We start from the raw sequence: 20,578 nt of genomic DNA on the forward strand, positions 1-20,578 counted from the left end.
CAGACACGGCACTGGAGTCGCCCTTTTCACTACCGAGACGCCTCCCATGCCGATCGTCGAACGCCAACCGCTTCACGCCTGGGACCTGATGCCCGCAGAGGCCATTGCGCTGCAGCGACGCCTGGCCCGGGGGCTCGAACGCAACGACCGGATCGGTGAGGTATCGCATATCGCCGGTGTCGATATCGGCTTCGAGCAGGGCGGTGAGGTGACCCGTGCAGCGGTGGTGGTACTGACCTGGCCGGGGCTTAATCCGGTGGAGCAGGCGCTGGCTCGCGAGCCGACCCGCATGCCTTATATCCCGGGGCTGTTGTCGTTTCGTGAGGTGCCGGCGGCCTTGACCGCCTTCGCCCGTCTCAAGACCCGGGTCGACCTGGTCATGGTCGATGGCCATGGCATCGCCCATCCTCGTCGCCTCGGCGTCGCCGCTCACCTGGGCCTGTGGCTGGACCTGCCTACTCTCGGTGTGGCCAAGAAACGCCTGACAGGACAGCACGGCGAGGTAGCAGCGCCCCGTGGCAGCACCACGCCGCTGTGCGACAAGGACGAACCCTTGGGTGTCGTGCTGCGCTCGCGCCAAGGGGTCAAGCCGGTCTTCGTATCCCCGGGCCATCGGTTGTCGGTGGCAAGCGCGCGAGACTGGGCGATCGCTTGCCTCGGGCGCTATAAACTGCCCGAGCCGACCCGCCTGGCCGATCGCCTGGCATCGCGTCGCGACAAGCCGGTCAAATGATGCGCCGGGCCCGACGGGCAAGGTCACTTCCGGGCTTGAGCCGCCAGGGCCTTTGCACTACCGTCGCGTCACGCCGTTTGCCTCGCTAGGCGTTTATCGCCGCCGATCGCGCCCCGGCGATCTGCCAACGCCGATGTCCTGTGCTCTTCGTGCTGGGCCCCTTGCTTCCCGCGGCCGCTTCGCGGCCACGCCACCGAGATTCCGCCATGACCGATACCCCCGCCTGCCTGAACGCTACCCGTGACTGGGTCGGCTCCTTCGTCGTGGCCCTGGACGTCTGTCCCTTCGCCGGGCGAGAGCTTGCGCGAGACAGCATCCGCTTCGTCGCGATCGACGCCCGGCGTCTTGAGGATGCGCTACTGCGCCTGATCGAGGAGTGTCGCCATCTGGACGAGACGCCCGAGGTAGAGACCACGCTACTGGTCATCGAACGCGGCCTCGCCGATTTCGATGACTACCTCGACAGCCTTGCCCTGGCCGAGGCGCTGTTGGCCGACCAAGGCTACGAAGGCGTCTATCAACTGGCGAGCTTTCATCCGGACTACGTCTTCGAGGACGCCGCCGACGACGATCCGGCCAATTTCACCAATCGCTCACCCTGGCCGATGTGGCACTTGCTTCGGGAAGCGAGTGTCGAACGCGCCCTCGAGCATCACGACGATCCCGAGGGCATCCCCGAGCGCAATATCGAGCTGATGCGGGAACTGAGCCGCGAGACGCTGGCAGAGCGGCTGGCCGCACTGCGTGACCAGGCTCGCCACGGCTGACACTCGAGGCCAGCGACGGTGGGCCGCTGCGGGAAAGAGCTACCGACTAGACGATGTCGAGAGGCACCTTGCCGTTCGGAGCGGGATAGAGCGCATCGAGACGAGCCAGGGTGTCGGCGTCGAGGTGGATCGCGAGGGCGGCCGCATTGTCGTCCACATGGGCTGGGTGCGCGGCCTTGGGAATGGCGATGACCTCGCGCCGTCCGGCGATGGGACGGATGGCCCAGGCCAGCAGTAGCTGGGCCGAGGTGATGCCAAGCTCGGTGGCCAGTTCGATGAGCGCCGGGTCTGCCAGGGGGTCGGTGCCAAGATTTCCGGCCTGGGCCAGGGGGCAGTAGGCCATCAAGGGCATTCGGTGCTGGCGCAGCCACGGGCGCAGTGCGGTTTCGATGCCGCGGGAGGCCAGGTGGTAGAGCACCTGGTCGAGCGCACAGCCAGCGCCGCCGGGCAGGGCGTGTAGTGTCGCCATGTCGGCGTCATCGAAGTTAGACACCCCGAAGCGACGAATCTTGCCGGCGTCGATCAGGCGCTCGAAGGCCTCGAGGGTTTCCTCTAGGGGAACCGTTCCCGGCCAGTGCAGCAGGTACAGGTCGAGGTGGTCGGTTCCTAGCCGCTTGAGGCTAGCTTCGCAGGCGTCGATGGCGCTATCGCGTCCGGCGTTCCAGGGGTAGACCTTGGACACCAGGAACGCCTCGTCGCGGCGTCCGCGAATGGCTTCTCCGGCCACCTCCTCGGCGCCACCATCGCCATACATCTCGGCGCAGTCGATCAGCTTGAGGCCGTTGTCCAGGCCGCGGCTCAGGGCGTCGATCTCTTGTCGGCGAGGAGCGCGGCCCTCGCCCATGAACCAGGTGCCCTGGCCGATGGCGGGTACCTCCACGGCGCTGTCGCCATGGCCGATCGTTACCGTGCTGGCTGTCATGGAAGCTCCTTGTGTGTCGTTGCAAGCTGAGGCAGGCGGGTCTCGAGGGCCGCCGTCACCGCGAGCACTCTGGCAGACCGGGGTTCGAGTGTGGATGGCAAGACCCGCATCAGATACGGATGTAAAAAAACGGAAAACATTTCCAATGTAGTACTCGGAAGCGTGGCAGGCCAGCTCCGGGGTGGCAAGAAGGGGCTCGACACGGGCCCGGTAAAGGGTGCATCGTTGTGCTACTTGGCACCCTCGGCTGGCCAAGTCGTCGAGACGACAGGCGGTACGGTTGCGTGCCGTGTGTTAGGCGATAGCCGGGGCTGTGTCGACCATCGGGCCGAATGCCCACCGAGATAAGGAGTCGTCATGAGCATTACCAACACCGCAACTGCGCAGTGGAAAGGGAGCCTCAAGCAGGGCAAGGGCGTCGTCTCCACCGCCAGCGATGCCCTCAGCGATGTGCCCTATGACTTCAAGCAACGGTTCGAAGGTCAGGCCGGGACCAACCCTGAAGAGCTCATCGGCGCAGCGCACGCCAGCTGCTACTCCATGGCGCTGTCGATGATTCTGGGCGAGAGCAACCTGGAGCCAGAGAGCATCGATACCGAGGCCAAGGTCACCCTGGACGAGGTCGATGGTGGCTTCGCCGTCACCCAGGTACACCTGACCACTCGTGCCAGCATTCCCGGCGCTGACGAAAGCGCCTTTCTCGAGGCCGCCGAGAAGGCCAAGGCCGGCTGCCCGATCTCGAAGTTGCTGAACGCCGAGATCAGCCTCGACGCCAAGCTGGTCTGATCGCAAGCTGGTTTGAACGCGAGCTGGTCTGATCGAAAGCCCCGTGGAGTCCGGGGGTGTGCCTTCTTGGCCCACGTCAGGATGCCAAAAAGCGGCACAAGACAGCAGCAGAAGGCCCGCCAATCGGCGGGCCTTCTGCTGCAAGAGCGATGGGGTGTCAGGCAGGGCGGTCGGCTTAACAGGCGGGGCGGTCGGCTTGGGCCTGGCTTGCGCCGGGAGTTGACCGGGCCTGTCGAGCCGCCTCGACCAGCGCCCGTATGAGGCGCTGCTGAGGGCGGTTAAAGACCAGAAACTCCGGGTGCCACTGGACACCGAACAAGAAATCATGATCTCGGGACTCGATGCCCTGGACCAGTCCGTCGCGGTCGCGGGCGACGATCTCGATGCCGCGCCCGGCGTCCAGCACGGCTTGGTGGTGCAGGCTGTTGATACGACACCAGCTGACGCGAAGGATATCGTGCAGGCGGCTGCCCTCGACGATATCGACGGTCTTGCGCGGCAGCACCGTGCGCCGCCGCTTGAGGCCTTCGTTGCTGGTGTAGATATCGGCATCCAGGGTGCCGCCAAGATGTACGTTGATCAGCTGGGCGCCGCGACAGATCCCGAGCACTGGCGTATTCCGCGGTATCTCGCGGTCGAGAAAGTCGAGTTCCATGGCGTCGCGTTCGGGGTCGACACGGACATCGAGCTGCATCTCGCCACCGTAAAGTGAAGCCTGGATATCGTCGCCACCGCCGACGATCAGGCCATCGAGGCGCTCGGGCCGGGGGCGCGATGGCGACAGTCGAATCGGGCGGCCACCGTGGCGCCAGACGGCAAACCAATCGAACCACCAGGCGATCTTGCTCTTGTGGTCAGACGTCGAGATGCCGATGAGAGGACGGGCGTCGGCCATCAACCTTGATCCTTGGTCAGCTTCTGTTTGATTTTCTGCCACAGCGAGCCTTCGGCGTGAAGCGCCCGGTACTCTGCCATACGCTCAGCGAGAGTCTGCGGGGCGCAGGCCAGGCGTTCTACCTCGAGCCAGCGGTTCCACTCGGTGACGGCGCCCCAGCCGGGTTCTGCCAGTTGAGCATTGGGCAAGCGGTAGTGAAAGGTGGGACGCGCCTGAACCAGATCGTCCCTGAGCAGCTCATGGGGGTGGTCGGGGCAGAGATGGGCAAACAAGGGCAGCATGTCCAGGTCGCGATTGCGCGTGGCGTTATCGGCCAGGTAGTCGTCGATCAGCGCGTTCAGGTCTGGTCGATAGTCGTCGTCGAGCAGCTTGAGGCAATAGCGCTGATGGAAGGGGTTGGCGTGGGGCAGGACTTCGCGGGTGATATCCACCCGAATCTGCTCGCGCAGCCAGTCGGCGGACAGCAGGTAGGCTTGCAGGTAGCGCAGGACGTCGGCAGTCTCCAGGCTCGGCAGCTCCGGATTGAGGTGCAGGCCGAAGCCGTAAAGCAGGCTCGCATCGGTGCCCTTGGCGCCCTGCTCGCGCAGGGCGTCGAACAGCTCGTCGAGATCGCCGAGTTCGTTCCAGGGCACCGGCGGACAGACGATCTCGGTGGGGACGAGGCCCGTCACCATATCGCCGAGCAGTTCCCGGGAGCGGCGGTGGAAGTCTCGGCGCATGCGCGCCCACTCGCTGTCTCGCGGCGGCGGCTGTTCGGCGGACTCCTCGGGATGAACGTACTGCGAGTCGAGCTCTATGCCGAAATCACCCCAGCGGGTGTCTCGCACCTTGAGACGATGGGCGCTGAGGGGATCGATGCTGCCGCCGAAGAGGCGCTGTACCAAACGGGCCGTGTCGAGCGGGGGGAGGCCGGCGAATTCGATTTCGACACCCACGCGGCGCCGGTTTCCCTCTGCGGTGTTGGGCTCGGGTGGCGATTGCGGCGTCATGGCGGCATCCTGTCCAGAGTGTTTTCATGAGCCTATCATACGCACCATGACTTCATCGGCGGGGGCGGCCCGTAACAATGCCAGGGAGATGGGATGACACCGCTACGGGAACGATCAGGCCAAGCAATTCATAGGGTTGTCTGGCTGCTGTTGGTACTCTTCTTCGCTGTGCCTATTCAGGCTTCTGCTCAGGGCCTGGCGCTGCAGGCCCTGAACGGATCTGCCGACAAGGCCGAGGCTCCGGCGGCAGATAGCGAGGAAGTGCGCCAATCGTTGGATACCCTGATCAGCACCCTGGAGAACGAGCAGAGTCGCCAGGAGCTGCTCAAGACCCTGGAGGCGCTACGCGACGCCGGCAACGTCGCCGCCGAGCAGGGTACCGATTCCCAGGGGCTGTTGGGGGCGCTGGCCGATACCTTCAGCGAGTTGGGCGAGCAGGCTGAGTCGAGTAGCTCCCCGGTTGCCCAGTGGCGTGCCAAGCTCGCCGATGGCTGGGTCGATGTGCGCGGCCTGGTGGTCGATACCGGTTACGGTGAGCTGGCGCGTTTCGGCATCGAGTTTGGCGTACTGCTGACCATCTGGGGCGGGCTCGTGATCATCCTGGTGGCCCTGGGGCGCCTGGTGGCCCATCGCCGTGGCTGGCCCATGGACTTGCCTCGTGACCCCAAGGCGTGGCTGATGGCGGCACACTTTCTACGGCGCATGTTGCCCTGGGCGTTGTCCTTTGTGGCGGTACTCGGAGTGGCGCAACTGATCCCGGGCAGCGCAGGACGCGTCGGCGCGCTGGTCATTGCTTATGTGGCGCTGTGCGGTCGCGCTCTGTCGGTGGTCATCGAGACGGTCATTTCGGTCTTTTCCCGCGGGCACCGCTACGTTGCCGTGCGTATCCTTCAGCAACAGGCACTGCGGCCTCTGTTCGTGATCGGCGCACTGATCGCGCTCGGTGATGCCGCCAAGACCGAGCGCCTGGTGGAGTTGCTCGGGTTCGATCTGGCGTCGTTGGTGTCGGTATTGGCCAATGTTCTTGCCGCCTTGCTGAGCCTGCGGTTCATCTTCCGCTTCCAGCGTCCGATCAAGCACCTTATCCGTAATCGCAGCTACTCGATTCGCAGCGATTGCTCGAGCCCGACCGAGATCACCCGTGTGATCGGGCGTCTGTGGCATATCCCGGCGTTGATCATGGTGGTGGGGTCGCTGGTGGCCATCTTCATCACCGGTGGGGACGTCGGCACGGCGCTGGCGCGCTCGATCATCAACGCCTCGCTGTTGGTGCTGACCCTCGTGGTCACTGGTCTACTCCGGCGCCAGAACGAGCGTCACGATCACACGCGAGGGCGCCATCGCGGGCATAGTGAGTATCGTCGTCGCCTCGAGCGCTTCGGCTATACCCTGGGGCATGTGCTGGCCTGGTTGATCTTCGCCGAGTTGTCGCTGCAGGTATGGGGCGGATCGCTGGTCGGGATTGGACGCGAGGGCGTTGCCAGCGTGCGTATCGGTCAGGCGATTCTGGCCATCGCCTTCACGGTGCTGCTGGCGTGGCTGGTGTGGATCTTCGCCGATACCGCCATTCAGCGGGCGCTGACGTCGTCGGCGCGCTCGCGCGGACGGCGGGTCAACCAGGCCCGTGCCCAGACCATCACGCCGATGATTCGCAACGTCATCTTCGCCACCATCGTGGTGATTGCCACGATCGTCGGTCTGGCCAACCTGGGGGTCAACGTGACGCCGCTGCTGGCCGGCGCCGGTGTGGTGGGTCTGGCCATTGGCTTCGGCGCCCAGACCCTGGTGCAGGACCTGATCACCGGCATCTTCATCCTGATCGAGGATTCCCTGGCGGTGGATGATTTTGTCCAGATCAATGGCCATATGGGTACGGTCGAGGGCCTGACGCTGCGCACGGTGCGTCTGCGTGATCTCGATGGCATCGTGCATATCCTGACGTTCTCGCGCATCGACTCGATCCACAACATGTCTCGCCAGTTTGGCATCGCGCTGATGAAGATCCGCATTCCCTACGACATGAAGATCGATGACGCCACGACACTGATGCAGGAGACCGCCCGGGAGCTGCGCCAGGACCCGATGATGCGCCACCACATCTGGTCGCCACTCGAGATGCAGGGCGTCGATCGCTTCGAAGATGGCTGTGCGATTTTGCGGATGCGCTTCAGGACGTCGCCGGAGATGCAGTGGGACGTGGCGCGCGCTTTCAACATGCTGCTCAAGCAGCGCATGGAGGAGCGCGATATCGGCCTTGGCGTACCGCGTCTCAGCGTCAGCATGGAGGGACACGGCGGCGGGCGTCTCGACGGCACAACCGGCCCCGGCGAAGCCGATCATCGGGGGCGAGATGCCAGCGGCAGGGCGCCTGGGCAGGCCGGGATCGCCGATCCTGGGCATGACACGAGCGCCCGTGGGGCCTCTCCCGATCCGGGCTAGGTGGTGTGTGGGTAAGTGGTGTGTGGGCAGGGCATCGGCCGGGGCAGGCTCCAGGTGCCGTGCATGTCGGGGAAGAGCGTGGCGCGGACGATGGGGCAACGAGCGGAATGGCCGCGGGCCTCCTTGAGGTTGTGCTGCATCGGGAGTTGGTCGGGAAAGACCGGGTTGGCGCTGTCAGGAAATGCTTCCTTGTGGCACTAATGCAACAAGTCGGACGGTGAATGGCGCACGCTAGCCTGGTGGGCCGTCATCGTCCGCACCAATACCGGCAGCCCCGACAGCGCGTCACGTCACGGGCTCCGCTCGTCCCCAGGGGGCTGAATACAATGGCCCGACGCTGCCGCCAGCGGTGGCGCCCAAAGGAGTTTGCGACCATGACCCATGCGAAGGATCTTGCGCTCTATCATTTTTCCCATTGTCCGTTCTGCGCCTACGTGCGCCGGGAAATGGCCAACCTCGGGGTCGACTTCGAGATTCGTGACGCCGGGGCCGATGCCGAGCATCGCAAGGCCCTGAAAGAAGGCGGCGGCAAGGTACAGGTGCCGTGCCTGCTGATCACCGCAGAAGACGGTAGTGAGACCTGGCTCTACGAATCCATGGATATCGTCGCTTATCTCAAGAAACGCTTCGCCAAGAACCAGGTGGCGTGAAGGTCGTGATGGCGCAGCGCTGCGCCATCACGTGCTGACAGCCCAGCATCCGTCGGTAGGCATAGACCGGGGCTTTTGACGTCGCCCCCTGCGCCACCATGCCAAGGAGCCGCCCGAAGGGCGGCTCCTTGGCATGGTGTGCCGGTGTATAGCCGTCGAGTCAGCGGCCCATGCTCGACGCCTGGCCGAGATTTTCCGGGCCAAAGGAGTCCGGCAGGAGTTCGTCCATGCTATAGCGGCGCAGCAGCCGGCCGTTCGCGTCGACGACTCGGATGACGGTATCCACGGTGGCGAATTCGCGCAGCCGCTGGCGACAGTCGCCGCAAGGCGTGCACAGGTGCTCCCCCGGTCCGATCACGTAGACCGCCTTCAGGCGTCGTTCTCCGCCGGCGCTGATCATGGCGGCGATGGCCGAGGCTTCGGCGCAGAGGCCCTTGTAGTGGGCGACTTCGACATTCGCGCCGGTGAAACGTGTGCCATCGGAGGTTTCGAGCAGGGCACCCACAGGATGGCTTGAATATGGCACATAGGCATTGCCGCGAACCCTGACCAGGGCATCAATGATATCGGCATCGATGCGATCGTCGGTGCCGCTTTTATTGGTGTTGTTCTCGTTGGCGTTGTTCTCGCTGGCGTTGCCCTCGCTGGCGCAGCTGCTGCTGGTGTCGCCGTTTGTGCTCATGTGTCTGCTCCCACCTGGATGTCTGGCGTGTCGTCGTCGCGCAGCACGGCGTCGAGGGCGATGCGCATCATCTCGTCGAAGGTGGTTGCCCGGTCGTCGCTGGACAGCGAATCGCCATTGACGATGTGGTCTGACACCGTACAGATGGTCATGGCCCGGGCGCCGTATTCGGCGGCGACGCCGTACAGGCCGGCGGCTTCCATCTCGACGCCGACGATGCCGTAGCGACGCATGACGTCGACGAGTTCGGCATTGGGGTTGTAGAACAGGTCGGCGGAGAAGAGATTGCCCACCTTCACCGATACGCCATGGTCGGCGGCGGCGTCCACCGCGTGGCGTGTTAGTTCAAAATCGGCGATGGCGGCCAAATCGAGCCCCATGAAGCGGGTGCGGTTGACCGCCGAATCGGTGCTAGCTCCGAGCCCGATGACCAGATCACGGACGGCGATATCGTCGCGCACGGCACCGCAGGAGCCGACGCGAATCAATCGCTTGACGCCGAACTCGGTGATCAGTTCCTTGGCGTAGATGGATACCGACGGGATGCCCATGCCGGTGCCCATGACCGATATCTCGCGGCCACGGTAGGTGCCGGTATAGCCCAGCATGTTGCGAACATCATTGACCTGGCGGACATCGTCGAGAAAGGTCTCGGCGATGTATCGGGCACGCAGCGGGTCGCCGGGTAGCAGCACCGTATCGGCGAAGTCGCCGCGTTCGGCCTTGATGTGGGGAGTGGCCATGCAAGCCTCCTGGTCTGGTCTGGTCTGGTCTGGTCTGGTCAGCAGCGCAGCACGAAGCCTTCGCCACGATGGCTGACGTTGATATCGAAGGCGCCCGCCGTGACTAAGCGGTCTCGACGATGCTGGCTCTGGCTCGCAGCGGGTCGCCGGGCAGCAGCACCGTATCGGCGAAGTCGCCGCGTTCGGCCTTGATGTGGGGAGTGGCCATGCAAGCCTCCTGGTCTGGTCAGCAGCGCAGCACGAGGCTGTAGCCACCTTGGCTGACGTTGATATCGAAGGCGCCGGCGAGACTAAGCGGTCTCGACGATGCTGGCTCTGGCACGCAGCGGGTCGCCGGGTAGCAGCACCGTATCGGCGAAGTCGCCGCGTTCGGCCTTGATGTGGGGAGTGGCCATGCAAGCCTCCTGGTCTAGTCAGCGGCGCATCACGAAGCTCTCGCCATCGTCCATCGGTTCGAGGTTGAACAGGTCGGCCAGTGACTGGCCGATGTCGGCGAAGCTCGCTCGGGCGCCAAGCGACCCGGCCGGGATGCCGGCGCCCTTCGCCAGGACCGGGATGTGTTCCCGGGTGTGGTCCGTGCCTGGCCAGGTGGGATCGCAGCCATGGTCGGCGGTGATCACCAGCAGATCGTCGTCTTGCAGGCGAGCGAGGAGCTCTGGCAGGCGGGTGTCGAAGGCCTCGAGCGCTGCGGCGTAGCCGGACACGTCGCGCCGGTGGCCGTAGACCATGTCGAAATCGACGAAGTTGGTCATCACCAGGCAGCCGTTGGCGTTGCCACTGCGCGTGTCGTCCATGGCCTCGAGGGTCGCCGCCATCAGTGCCTCGTGGCCTGCGGCCTTGATCGAGCGAGAAATGCCGCAGTGGGCGTAGATATCGGCGATCTTGCCGATGGCAATGACCTCACCGCCGGCCTCGGTGAGCCGTGAAAGCACGGTGGGTGAGGGCGGCTTAACGCTGTAGTCGCGGCGATTCGCGGTGCGCTGGAAGCTCGCGGCGTCGGTGCCGACGAAGGGCCGGGCGATTACGCGGCCGATGTTGTAGGGCGCGAGTAGGCGACGGGCGGTTTCACACACGGCGAGCAGGCGCTCGAGGCCGAAGCTGTCTTCGTGGGCGGCGATCTGAAAGACACTGTCGGCGGAGGTGTAGACGATCGGCTTGCCGCTCCGGCAGTGTTCTTCGCCGAGGCGGGCGATGATGTCGGTTCCCGAGGCGTGGCAGTCGCCGAGCACGCCGGGCAGTTCGGCTTCCTCGATCAGGGCCTCCAGCAGTGCCGGGGGAAAGCTCTGCTGCTTGTCCTCGAAGTAGCCCCAGTCGAAGCGCACCGGAACGCCGGCGATTTCCCAGTGGCCCGATGGCGTATCTTTGCCCGACGACACCTCTCGCGCATGGCCATAGGCGCCTTCGACGCTGGCGGGCAGGTCGACGCCTTCTGCGGCGTGACCGGTCGCCTCGCGGTGGGCGTGAAAGAGCCCGAGTGCCGCGAGATTCGGCAGCCGCAAGGCACCATGGCGGCCGCGATCATCGGCCTCGCCACGGGCACAGGCGGCGGCGATGTGGCCCAGGGTATCGGCGCCGGCGTCGCCGAAGCGATCGGCATCCGGCGCAGCACCGATGCCGAAGGAATCCATGACCAGAATGATGGCGCGGCTCATGACGTGGCTCCTGCGTGAGGGGAAGGCGTCGATGCCGCGACGCTGGGGTCAAGCATGACCTCTTGAATCAGCGGCGGGACGGTGAGGCCCGAGGCGCGAGCGATGTTGGCATCGAGGACGAAGGCCTCGAGCAGGCGGGCCGCGATGCCATCGGCGTCGGCCTCGCTTGCCGCGTGAATCCGCACTAGCGGCGTGGTGGCGTCGACCCGGGTGCCGAGGGCGGCGATACGATCGAGCCCGACCCGAGGGTCGATGGTGTCACCGGCGCGGCGACGACCGCCGCCGAGGGCGACCACGGCCATGCCGAGCGCCTTGACGTCCTGACCGATGACGATGGCGTCGTGGGGGGCGTAGAGATCGCGCACTATCGGTGCATGGCCGAGGTGATCGTCGAGGCGCTCGATCAGATCCGTCGGGCCGCCGAGCCCTCTGACCATGGCGCAGAAGCGTTCGCTGACTTCGCCGTTGCCCAGCGCACGGTCGAGTCGCTCGGTGGCCGCGTCGCGGCTGGCGGCGAGACGACCGGCCAGCAGCATCTGGACGGCCAGCTCGCGGGTCAGGTCGAGCAGTCGTCCGGAGTCTCGCTTGCCGGTCATGATGTCGAGGCACTCGCGTACCTCCAGGGCATTGCCGGCACTGGTGGCCAGGGTCTGGTTCATGTCGGTCAGCAGCACCGAGGTCGGCGTGCCGGCGCGGCGGGCGACATCGGCGATGGTGGTGGCGAGCGCTCGGGTCTGGACATCATCGGCGAGGAAGGCGCCATTGCCGATCTTGACGTCCATGACCAGGGCATCGAGGCTTTCGGCGAGCTTCTTGCCGAGAATCGAGGCCACGATCAGCGGCATCGAGGCCACGGTGGCGGTGACGTCGCGTACTGCATACAGCCGCTTGTCCGCCGGGGCGAGATCGCCACTTTGACCGACGATGGCGACCCCCGGCGATTTGAGCAGACGCTCGAAGGTGGCTCGATCGGGGGTGACGTTGTAGCCGGGAATCGCCTCGAGCTTGTCGAGGGTCCCGCCGGTGTGGCCGAGGCCGCGGCCAGAGATCATCGGCACGTGGGCGCCACAGGCGGCGAGCCAGGGCCCGAGAATCAGCGATACCGGGTCGCCGACACCACCGGTGGAGTGCTTATCGAGCACCGGCCCTGGCAGCGCGAGGGCGCCATGATCGAGGACGCGGCCCGAGTCCCGCGTGGCCGCCGTCAACGCCACGGTCTCGTCGAGGGACATGCCGCGCAGGTAGGTCGCCATGGTGAAGGCGCCGATTTGTTCATCGCCGACCTCGCCGTCGGCAACCGCCTCGATGAAGCGCCGAATCTGGGCCTCTTCGAGGGGCTCCCCGTCACGTTTTGCCGCCAGGATATCCTGAATCAGCATCAGTACCCCCCGGCGGTGTCACTCCCGCCCGCTACGCCGACGCCGAGGGTCAGCAGCAGGTTGTCGAGCAGGCCCGAGGCGCCGAAGCGGAAGGTCTCGGGGCATGCCCAGTTGCCACCCATGATATCGGCGGCAAGCGCCAGGTAGATGGCCGCGTCTTCGGCGGTACGTACGCCGCCGGCGGCCTTGAAGCCCACCTGGCGATCGGCCTTGCGGATGGCTTCAAGCATGATGCGCGCCGCTTCCGGGGTCGCGTTGATGGCCACCTTGCCGGTGGACGTCTTGAGAAAGTCGGCGCCGCCGGCAATCGCCTGCTCACTGGCTCGACGGATCAACTCGGGGTCCTTCAGCTCGCCTGTCTCGAGAATCACCTTCAAGGTACGGTCGCCACAGGCGGCCTTGTTCATCTCGACGAACTCCTGACCGATGCCGTCATCGCCGCCCATCAATGCGCGGTAGGGAAAGACCACGTCGACTTCGTCGGCACCCGAGGCGACCGCTTCACGGGTGGCGCGCGCCGCGGCCATGATGTCATCGCCGCCGTCGGGGAAGTTGGTCACGGTGGCGATCTTGACCTTGCCGCTCAGGCTATGGGCGGTCAGTGCGCGGTGCGCCGGCACGATGAACTGCGGATAGACGCACACGGCTGCGGGGTTGCCGGCCGGTGTCTTGGCACGCTGACACAGGGACTCGGTGGTCGCGTCGGTGTCGTCGGCATTGAGGCTCGTCAGATCCATCAGCGACAGCGCCTGGCGGGCAATATGGGTCAGGTTGGACATGGAAGGCTCCGATGCGCCAGGGCAGTGGCCCCGGCGAAATGAGTGGAATGAGGAAGGCAAGTATCGACCGCTCAGGCGCCGAGAGCGATGAAGAACCCGGCGATGGTGGCCGACATCAGGTTGGACAGGGTACCGGCGAGTACCGCCTTGAGGCCAAAGCGGGCGATCTCATGGCGACGGCTCGGCGCGATGCTGCCTAGGCCACCGAGCAGGATGGCGATGGAGGATAGGTTGGCAAAACCACACAGGGCGAACGACAGCACCGCTGCCGTGTGGTCACTCATCGCCTCGCCGGTGGCGGCGACGATCTGCTCGCCGTCGATATAGGGCGCGAGATTGATAAAGGCGACGAATTCGTTGACCACGAGCTTCTGGCCGATGAAGGAGCCGGCCAGGGTGGCCTCTTCCCAGGGAATGCCGAGCAGGAAGGCCAGCGGGGCGAACAACCAGCCAAGAATCAGCTCAAGGCTCAAACCGTCGTAGCCGAACCAGCCGCCGACACCACCGAGGATACCGTTGAGCAGCGCGATCAGCGCGATGAAGGCGAGCAGCATGGCACCGACGTTGGCGGCCAGCTGCATACCGGACGAGGCGCCGGAAGCGGCGGCGTCCAGCACGTTGGCGGGTTTCTCCTCGTCTTCGATGATGTCATTGGTGGACTCGTCGTCGTCCGCGCGCTCGTCGGTCTCGGGCATGATCAGCTTGGCGAACAGCAGCCCGCCGGGTGCCGCCATGAACGAGGCGGCCACCAGATACTCCATAGGGATGCCGAGAGCCGCATAACCCGCCAGCACCGAGCCCGCCACCGAGGCGAGGCCGCCGCACATCACCGCAAACAGCTGAGAGGGAGTCATCTTGGCGATAAAGGGGCGTACGACCAGCGGTGCCTCGGTCTGGCCGACGAAGATGTTGGCGGTGGCCGAAAGTGATTCGGTGCGTGAGGTGCCGAGGAGCTTCTGCAGCCCGCCGCCCAGCAGGCGAACGACCCACTGCATAATGCCGAGGTAGTACAGCACTGCGGTCAACGACGAGAAGAAGATGATCACCGGCAGCACCTTGATCGCGAAGACGAAGCCGATGTTGTCGACGTTGGCGAGGCCACCAAACAGGAAGTCGATGCCATCGTTGGCGTAGAACACCACCTGGCTGACCGCATCGGATACCGCCTTCAGAATGTCCTGCCCGATAGGAACGTAGAGCACGAAGGCGCCAAGGCCTGCCTGAATGGCGAAGGCGCCAACGACGGTACGCAACCGAATGGCGCGGCGGTTATAGGAAAACAGCACGGCGATGGCGATCAATGTCGCCATGCCGACCAGACTCATCAAAAGGGTCATGGGTGCCTTCGCCTCACAGGAAGTTGAATTTAAGAGAGTAGATCATCGCGTTTTGATACTGCTTCGGCGTGCCAAGCTTGTTGTCGGCATAGCGGTACTGAACGCCAGTGGTAATCAAGCGATGCGGGTGCCACCACAATGCCACGGCGCCATTGGTCCCGACACTGTCGGCGCGGGCGCCAACGTAGTTCTGGCTCAGGTACTCAGCATCACGGTCGAAGGTCTGCTCGTGCCAGTTGGTCACACTAAACGCCTGATCGAAGGCGCTGAAATCGTAGCCCGCCACCCAACCGAGCATGCCGCCGTTGCTACCGGTATAGCCATCGCTCTGTACCCGGGCGGCGGCGAGAAAGGGTTTCACCCAGAGCCCGCTGGCGAACGTGTGGCGGTAGCCAAGCCCGATGACCTGGTCCTGCTCGCGGCCGTCGTAGCCATAGTCGCGGAAGTCGTAGACGTGCAGGTAGAGCGAAAAGGGCGATTCCCCCAGGTACAGATGCGAGGTGACCTTGGCGGCGGTGCGCAGGTTTTCGCTCCCGCCGCTGGCTTCATCGAAGCGGTCATGGCCGGGGTTCTCGATGTCGACGAAGGCGTAGACCTCGCCCCAGCTGAAGCCGGCCCCACCCTCGATCTCGAGGTAGGTGAAGTCACTCTTGGCGGCGTCGTCGGCGGTACGCTGTTCGGTACCGCTGGACCAATCGAGGCGGTTGACGGACAGGTTGGCGAACGACCAATGCGGAGCGTCCGCGGCGGCCGACTGAGGCACCAGACTGAGCGCAAACGGGAGTGCAGCAAGGCGCAGGGAGGGAGCGTGCAGCATAGATAATCTCAAACAGGGTGCTGTTGTTGTTGAAGACAGGCGGGGCCAGGCCATGCCTAACCTTTCCTGAGACTATCCTAACACTTAATGTTATTTTTTTAACATTTGTGCCCAGGCGTTTTTACCCTGAGGTGAAGGCTGGTCGAGGTTCATAGTTCAGTGCATGCTTATTGAATCAGGGCGGCTACAGGCCACAGCAGCCGGGCGATCCAGGGGAGCGTATCGATGAATCAACGCAGTGTTCAGCGACAGGAAAGGTTGCTGCAAGCGCTTGCCGGCGGTGGCAGCCTACGGCTTGCCGATGCCGCCATCCTATGTGGCGTGTCGGAAATGACGTTGCGTCGGGATGTGTCGATGCGAGAAAGCCCGCTGATGTTGATGGGCGGGCATCTGGTGCGTCGCGACGACCCGCATTTTGCCCCCGTCTATGACCTGGCCACACAGCAGGATCGCGGCACCGAGATCAAGGCTCAGCTGTGTCGACGGGCGGCCGCCTGCATCGAAGATGGGGACACGCTATTCATCGATTGCGGTACCACCCTGATGCCCCTGTTAGCAGAGCTGTCGTCTCATCGCGACCTGACGGTGGTGACCTATGCCTTGAACGTGGCCAACGCCATCAGCGCGATGAGTGGGGTGCGGCTGATATTGCTCGGCGGTTTCTACCAGGCGGTCTCGCAGTCCTTCGAAGCCGACGACATGGCGAGCCAGGTACGTCGACTGGGAATCAACCGGGCCTTCCTGTCGGCGGCCGGTGTCCACCTGGAGCGCGGGCTCAGTTGCTTCCACTTCCACGAAGTTGCGCCGAAACAGGCGGCCATGGCCACCGCCGCCCAGCGCATTCTGGTCTTCGATGACAGCAAGTGGGAAACCTTGCGCCCGGCATTCTACGGCAAGCTCGAAGAGCTTGATCTGATCATCACGCACGGTCAGGCCGCTGCCGCGCTCGCGAGCCAGCCAGCGCTGGCGCCGCGTCTGATCGCCATCTAGCACTCGGCTAGTGCTCCGGTAGCACTCGAGTAGCAGTTCCCCCACGCGCCAATATCCGAACGGCAAAGGGCAGCAGTCGGCTGTCCAGCGTCTCCTGGATGGCCGCCATGACCGCACGATCTGGACCCAGGTCAAGCCAGGGTGCGACACCCCTGCGGCAAATCGTCGCTTCTCAAGCCGGCTCCGCCTGTCGACAATACGCACCTGTCGCATTCCATCTGTATTTGATTTAGGCCGTTCAACCGCCGGTTGACGCCTCGTTACGGGATTGGAGTGCGATTTCGCCGTGGGTGCATGGATGTTGGTGGGCACGATGCCGGGCTTTTTCAAGCCCCCTGATGCCCTCCCGCGCCTGACCGTCCTGGCACGTCACGCGAGCCCGTGCTCGCGAGCTCTGGTATTCCGCCTCCAAGCCCTGACGAGGTCGCTACATGAGAAGAAAGACTTACCTGCGCGCGCTCAGTTTCGTGCTGATGCTGGCGCTTCCCCTGGTACTGGCGGGCTGTGATTCCGCCCTGATGGATCCAAAGGGGGAAATCGGCCAGGAGCAGCGCACACTGATCCTCACCGCCTTCGGTCTGATGCAGATCGTCGTGGTGCCGGTCATTGTGCTGACGTTGGCGTTCGCGTGGCGTTATCGCCGCAGCAACAAGGACGCTACCTACGCACCCGACTGGGCCCATTCCAACAAGATTGAAGCCGTGGTGTGGTTTATCCCGTGTGTCATCATCGTGTTCTTGGCGCTGCTGACCTACTACACCTCTCACAGCCTCGATCCGCACAAGCCTCTGGAGGCGAAGGAAGGCCAGCAGGAGCCGATGGAGATCCAGGCGGTTTCGCTCGACTGGAAGTGGTTGTTCATCTATCCGGAGCAGGGCATCGCCACCGTCAACGAGTTGGCTTTCCCGGAAGATACCCCGGTGCATTTCCGGGTGTCCTCAGGCTCGGTAATGAATGCCTTCTTCATTCCGCGCCTCGGCAGCCAGATCTATGCCATGGCCGGCATGGATAACGATGTTCACCTGATCGCCGACGAGCCGGGAGTGTATCCGGGACGTTCGACCAACTACAGCGGTTCCGGGTTCTCCGAGATGACCTTCGACGCCCATGTGGGCTCCCAGGAAGACTTCGACGCCTGGGTGGCCAAGGTGCGCGAGTCGTCCAAGACCCTGACCTACCCCGAGGAGTACTACGCTCTCGCCGCGCCTAGCGAGAACAACGTAATCCAGTACTTCTCCGAAACATCCCCGGCTCTCTACGAGAGCATCATCAAGAGCTTCCACACCGGCGGTGGTCATGCTGAGCACATGGCGGCGCAGGCCGGTGAGCATGGCAGCGGCTCAGGCGGCGGCCACGGTAGCGAGGCCGAGACTCACGGCGAGTCCATGAGCGCGGAGGCAGCGGAGTAAATTATGTTCGGAAAACTCACCCTAGAGGCGATTCCCTACCACGAACCGATCATCATGGTGACCGTTGCGGCCATCGTGCTGGGCGGACTCGCGATCGCTGGCGGTATCACCTACTTCAAGAAATGGGGCTATCTGTGGACGGAATGGATTACGTCCATCGACCACAAGAAGCTCGGTATCATGTACTTCCTCGTGGCCCTGGTGATGCTGATTCGTGGCTTCGCCGATGCCATCATGATGCGCAGTCAGTTGGCCATGGCCTCGGCGGGTGCCGAGGGCTTTTTGCCGCCGCATCACTATGACCAGATCTTCACCGCCCATGGCGTGATCATGATCTTCTTCGTCGCCATGCCCATGGTCATCGGCCTGATGAACCTGGTGGTGCCGCTGCAGATCGGCGCCCGTGACGTGGCCTTCCCGTTCCTCAACAACCTGAGCTTCTGGCTGTTTGCGGCCGGTGTCATCCTGGTCAACATCTCGCTGTTCGTGGGTGAGTTTGCCCAGACCGGCTGGCTCGCCTATGCGCCCTTGTCGGGCAAGGAGTACAGTCCCGGGGTCGGGGTGGACTACTGGATATGGGCGTTGCAGATATCGGGTATCGGCACGACGCTGACCGGCATCAACTTCTTCGTCACCATCCTGAAGATGCGTACCAAGGGCATGACGCTTTTCCGCATGCCGATCTTCACCTGGACGTCGCTTTGCGCCAACGTGCTGATCATCGCGTCTTTCCCGATTCTGACCGCCACCATCGCGCTGCTCACCCTCGATCGTTATCTGGACATGCACTTCTTCACTAACGATTTTGGCGGCAACATGATGATGTACGTCAACCTCATCTGGGCCTGGGGCCATCCTGAGGTGTACATCCTTATCCTGCCGGCATTCGGGGTGTTCTCCGAGGTCATTGCGACCTTTGCGCGCAAGCGTCTGTTTGGTTACGGCACCATGGTCTGGGCGACGGTGGCCATCACGTTCCTGTCGTTCGTGGTATGGCTCCACCACTTCTTCACCATGGGGGCGGGGGCCAACGTCAATGCTTTCTTCGGCATCATGACGATGATCATCGCCATTCCGACCGGCGTGAAGATCTTCAACTGGCTGTTCACCATGTACCGGGGGCGTCTGGAGTTCACCTCTCCGGTGCTGTGGACCCTGGGTTTCATCATCACCTTCACTCTCGGTGGCATGACCGGCGTGATGCTGTCTGTGCCGGCGGCCAACTTCGTGTTGCACAACAGCCTGTTCGTCATCGCCCACTTCCACAACGTCATCATCGGCGGCGTGGTATTCGGCATGATGGCTGGCCTGACCTACTGGTTCCCGAAGGCCTTCGGCTTCACCCTCGACGAGAAGTGGGGCAAGCGTTCCTTCTGGTGCTGGATCATCGGCTTCTACGTCGCCTTCATGCCGCTGTACGTGCTGAGCTTCTTCGGTGCCGTGCGTCGTATGCAGTCCTATGAGAACGGCGACTGGCAGCCGATGATGATCATCGCCTGGGTCGGCGCCGTGATCATCCTGTGCGGCATCCTGTGCACTGTGATCCAGCTGATCGTCAGTGTTCGCGATCGCAAGAAGAACCAGGACGTGACCGGCGACCCGTGGGATGCCCGTACCCTGGAGTGGGCGACGTCGTCTCCGGCGCCGTTCTACAACTTCGCGCACCTGCCCGAGATCAACGGCATCGATGACTTCTGGGACCAGAAGCAGGCGAATTCCGGCAAGGCGTCGGTATCCAAGCCGCCGTACCAGGATATCCACATGCCCAAGAATACCTGGGAAGGTCCGGTCATGGCGCTGTTTGCCACGATCGCCGGCTTCGCCTTGGTGTGGCACATCTGGTGGCTGGTAATTGTCGGTGGTATCGGTGTGTTCGCTACCTTCATGGCACGTATCTTCAACAACGATGTTGACTACTACGTTCCGGCGGCCGAGGTGGAGCGCATCGAGCGTGAGCACCAACAACGTGTGGAGATGCAGGCGTAATCATGGCAACCGACACTCTGACTAACCAAGACGGTCATGCCGACGGGCATGACCACGACCACCACGATACCTCGGGCACGAAGCTCTTCGGTTTCTGGGTCTACCTGATGAGCGACCTGGTGATCTTCGGATCACTGTTCGCCGCCTACGCCGTGCTCCTGAGGGGCACGGCAGGGGGGCCGACACCGGGCGAGATCTTCCAGTTGCCGTTCATTCTGGTCGAGACCTTCCTGCTGTTGTTCTCGAGCTTCACCTACGGCATGGCTGTGTTGGCGATGAACGCCAAGAAGTCAGCCAGTGTCGTCAAGTGGCTCATGGTCACCTTCGTCCTCGGCGTCTCGTTCGTGGCGATGGAGATCTACGAGTTCCAGCACCTGATCCACGAAGGCTTCGGTCCGGATCGCAGCGCCTTCCTGTCGGCCTTCTTTACCCTGGTCGGCACCCACGGTCTGCACGTGACCTTCGGTCTGATCTGGATCCTGGTCATGATCATCCAGGTCAAGAAGCAAGGCCTCACCGACGTGACTCGCCCGCGGATCATGTGCCTGAGCCTGTTCTGGCACTTCCTGGATATCGTCTGGATCTGCGTATTCTCCTTCGTCTACCTGATGGGAGTCCTGTGA

General features: G+C 63.7%; 19 protein-coding genes and 1 pseudogene. 9 read left to right on the plus strand and 11 right to left on the minus strand.

What is annotated here, in order from left to right:
* Nucleotides 1-46: 46 nt before the first annotated feature.
* Nucleotides 47-733: a deoxyribonuclease V gene (gene nfi, locus ACUN9Y_RS11260; RefSeq protein ID WP_445460810.1), complete on the plus strand. Its 687-nt coding sequence runs from the start codon at nucleotides 47-49 to the stop codon at nucleotides 731-733.
* A gap of 206 nt (nucleotides 734-939) precedes the next feature.
* On the plus strand, nucleotides 940-1,500 hold the full coding sequence (locus ACUN9Y_RS11265) for a DUF1415 domain-containing protein (protein ID WP_445460811.1): 561 nt from the start codon (nucleotides 940-942) through the stop codon (nucleotides 1,498-1,500).
* Nucleotides 1,501-1,546: 46 nt separating this feature from the next.
* Here ACUN9Y_RS11265 and ACUN9Y_RS11270 read toward each other — a convergent pair whose 3' ends face one another.
* Entirely contained in the window at nucleotides 1,547-2,422 is an 876-nt protein-coding gene (locus ACUN9Y_RS11270; RefSeq protein WP_445460812.1) for an aldo/keto reductase, read from the minus strand.
* Between the two features lie 357 nt (nucleotides 2,423-2,779).
* On the opposite strand from ACUN9Y_RS11270, the gene ACUN9Y_RS11275 reads away from it, so the two are divergent.
* Nucleotides 2,780-3,208, plus strand: a complete 429-nt coding sequence (locus ACUN9Y_RS11275; RefSeq protein WP_445460813.1) for an OsmC family protein — start codon at nucleotides 2,780-2,782, stop codon at nucleotides 3,206-3,208.
* A gap of 175 nt (nucleotides 3,209-3,383) precedes the next feature.
* On the opposite strand, the gene ACUN9Y_RS11280 is transcribed toward ACUN9Y_RS11275, so the two are convergent.
* The gene (locus tag ACUN9Y_RS11280; protein ID WP_445460814.1) at nucleotides 3,384-4,103 is read right to left on the minus strand and encodes a gamma-glutamyl-gamma-aminobutyrate hydrolase family protein; all 720 of its coding nucleotides are present in this window, start codon (nucleotides 4,101-4,103) and stop codon (nucleotides 3,384-3,386) included.
* The gene (locus tag ACUN9Y_RS11285; protein ID WP_445460815.1) at nucleotides 4,103-5,092 is read right to left on the minus strand and encodes an amidoligase family protein; all 990 of its coding nucleotides are present in this window, start codon (nucleotides 5,090-5,092) and stop codon (nucleotides 4,103-4,105) included. The genes ACUN9Y_RS11280 and ACUN9Y_RS11285 overlap by 1 nt, the downstream gene beginning before the upstream one ends.
* 93 nt (nucleotides 5,093-5,185) lie before the next feature.
* Between ACUN9Y_RS11285 and ACUN9Y_RS11290 the strand changes: the two genes are divergently transcribed.
* Both ACUN9Y_RS11290 and ACUN9Y_RS11295 read left to right on the plus strand, forming a co-directional pair.
* A complete protein-coding gene (locus ACUN9Y_RS11290; protein ID WP_445460816.1) occupies nucleotides 5,186-7,531 on the plus strand; it encodes a mechanosensitive ion channel domain-containing protein in 2,346 nt (781 codons plus the stop codon).
* Between the two features lie 374 nt (nucleotides 7,532-7,905).
* Complete coding sequence (locus tag ACUN9Y_RS11295; protein WP_445460817.1) at nucleotides 7,906-8,181, plus strand: glutaredoxin family protein; 276 nt, start codon at nucleotides 7,906-7,908, stop codon at nucleotides 8,179-8,181.
* 160 nt (nucleotides 8,182-8,341) lie between these two features.
* Here the strand turns inward: ACUN9Y_RS11295 and cdd are convergent, their stop codons facing one another.
* The 8 genes and pseudogenes from cdd to ACUN9Y_RS11335 form a co-directional block, all read right to left on the minus strand.
* Nucleotides 8,342-8,863 carry a cytidine deaminase gene (gene cdd / locus ACUN9Y_RS11300; protein ID WP_445460818.1) on the minus strand — a complete coding sequence of 174 codons (522 nt, stop codon included), beginning with the start codon at nucleotides 8,861-8,863 and terminating at the stop codon, nucleotides 8,342-8,344.
* On the minus strand, nucleotides 8,860-9,606 hold the full coding sequence (gene deoD, locus ACUN9Y_RS11305) for a purine-nucleoside phosphorylase (protein WP_445460819.1): 747 nt from the start codon (nucleotides 9,604-9,606) through the stop codon (nucleotides 8,860-8,862). Before deoD (ACUN9Y_RS11305) ends, cdd begins: the two co-directional genes overlap by 4 nt.
* A 314-nt stretch (nucleotides 9,607-9,920) precedes the next feature.
* A pseudogene (gene deoD / locus ACUN9Y_RS11310) lies at nucleotides 9,921-10,001 on the minus strand (purine-nucleoside phosphorylase); the annotation flags it as partial.
* An 18-nt stretch (nucleotides 10,002-10,019) separates the two neighbouring features.
* Entirely contained in the window at nucleotides 10,020-11,258 is a 1,239-nt protein-coding gene (locus ACUN9Y_RS11315) for a phosphopentomutase (RefSeq protein WP_445460820.1), read from the minus strand.
* Nucleotides 11,255-12,637 carry a thymidine phosphorylase gene (locus tag ACUN9Y_RS11320; protein WP_445460821.1) on the minus strand — a complete coding sequence of 461 codons (1,383 nt, stop codon included), beginning with the start codon at nucleotides 12,635-12,637 and terminating at the stop codon, nucleotides 11,255-11,257. Before ACUN9Y_RS11320 ends, ACUN9Y_RS11315 begins: the two co-directional genes overlap by 4 nt.
* Complete coding sequence (deoC, locus tag ACUN9Y_RS11325; RefSeq protein ID WP_445460822.1) at nucleotides 12,637-13,416, minus strand: deoxyribose-phosphate aldolase; 780 nt, start codon at nucleotides 13,414-13,416, stop codon at nucleotides 12,637-12,639. The genes ACUN9Y_RS11320 and deoC overlap by 1 nt, the downstream gene beginning before the upstream one ends.
* 71 nt (nucleotides 13,417-13,487) lie before the next feature.
* Nucleotides 13,488-14,753, minus strand: a complete 1,266-nt coding sequence (locus tag ACUN9Y_RS11330; RefSeq protein WP_445460823.1) for a NupC/NupG family nucleoside CNT transporter — start codon at nucleotides 14,751-14,753, stop codon at nucleotides 13,488-13,490.
* Nucleotides 14,754-14,766: 13 nt separating this feature from the next.
* Nucleotides 14,767-15,570 carry an outer membrane protein OmpK gene (locus tag ACUN9Y_RS11335; RefSeq protein ID WP_445460824.1) on the minus strand — a complete coding sequence of 268 codons (804 nt, stop codon included), beginning with the start codon at nucleotides 15,568-15,570 and terminating at the stop codon, nucleotides 14,767-14,769.
* A 225-nt stretch (nucleotides 15,571-15,795) separates the two neighbouring features.
* Here ACUN9Y_RS11335 and ACUN9Y_RS11340 point away from each other — a divergent pair, with 225 nt between their 5' ends.
* The 4 genes from ACUN9Y_RS11340 to cyoC all read left to right on the plus strand — a co-directional run bounded on the left by ACUN9Y_RS11340 (nucleotide 15,796) and on the right by cyoC (nucleotide 20,578).
* Nucleotides 15,796-16,560, plus strand: coding sequence for a DeoR/GlpR family DNA-binding transcription regulator (locus ACUN9Y_RS11340; protein WP_445460825.1), 765 nt, complete (start codon nucleotides 15,796-15,798; stop codon nucleotides 16,558-16,560).
* Nucleotides 16,561-16,991: 431 nt separating this feature from the next.
* Nucleotides 16,992-17,969, plus strand: coding sequence for a ubiquinol oxidase subunit II (gene cyoA / locus ACUN9Y_RS11345; protein WP_445460826.1), 978 nt, complete (start codon nucleotides 16,992-16,994; stop codon nucleotides 17,967-17,969).
* A gap of 3 nt (nucleotides 17,970-17,972) precedes the next feature.
* Complete coding sequence (gene cyoB, locus ACUN9Y_RS11350) at nucleotides 17,973-19,955, plus strand: cytochrome o ubiquinol oxidase subunit I (protein WP_445460827.1); 1,983 nt, start codon at nucleotides 17,973-17,975, stop codon at nucleotides 19,953-19,955.
* A gap of 2 nt (nucleotides 19,956-19,957) precedes the next feature.
* On the plus strand, nucleotides 19,958-20,578 hold the full coding sequence (cyoC, locus tag ACUN9Y_RS11355; protein ID WP_445460828.1) for a cytochrome o ubiquinol oxidase subunit III: 621 nt from the start codon (nucleotides 19,958-19,960) through the stop codon (nucleotides 20,576-20,578).

This window comes from Halomonas sp. V046 (assembly GCF_052645355.1).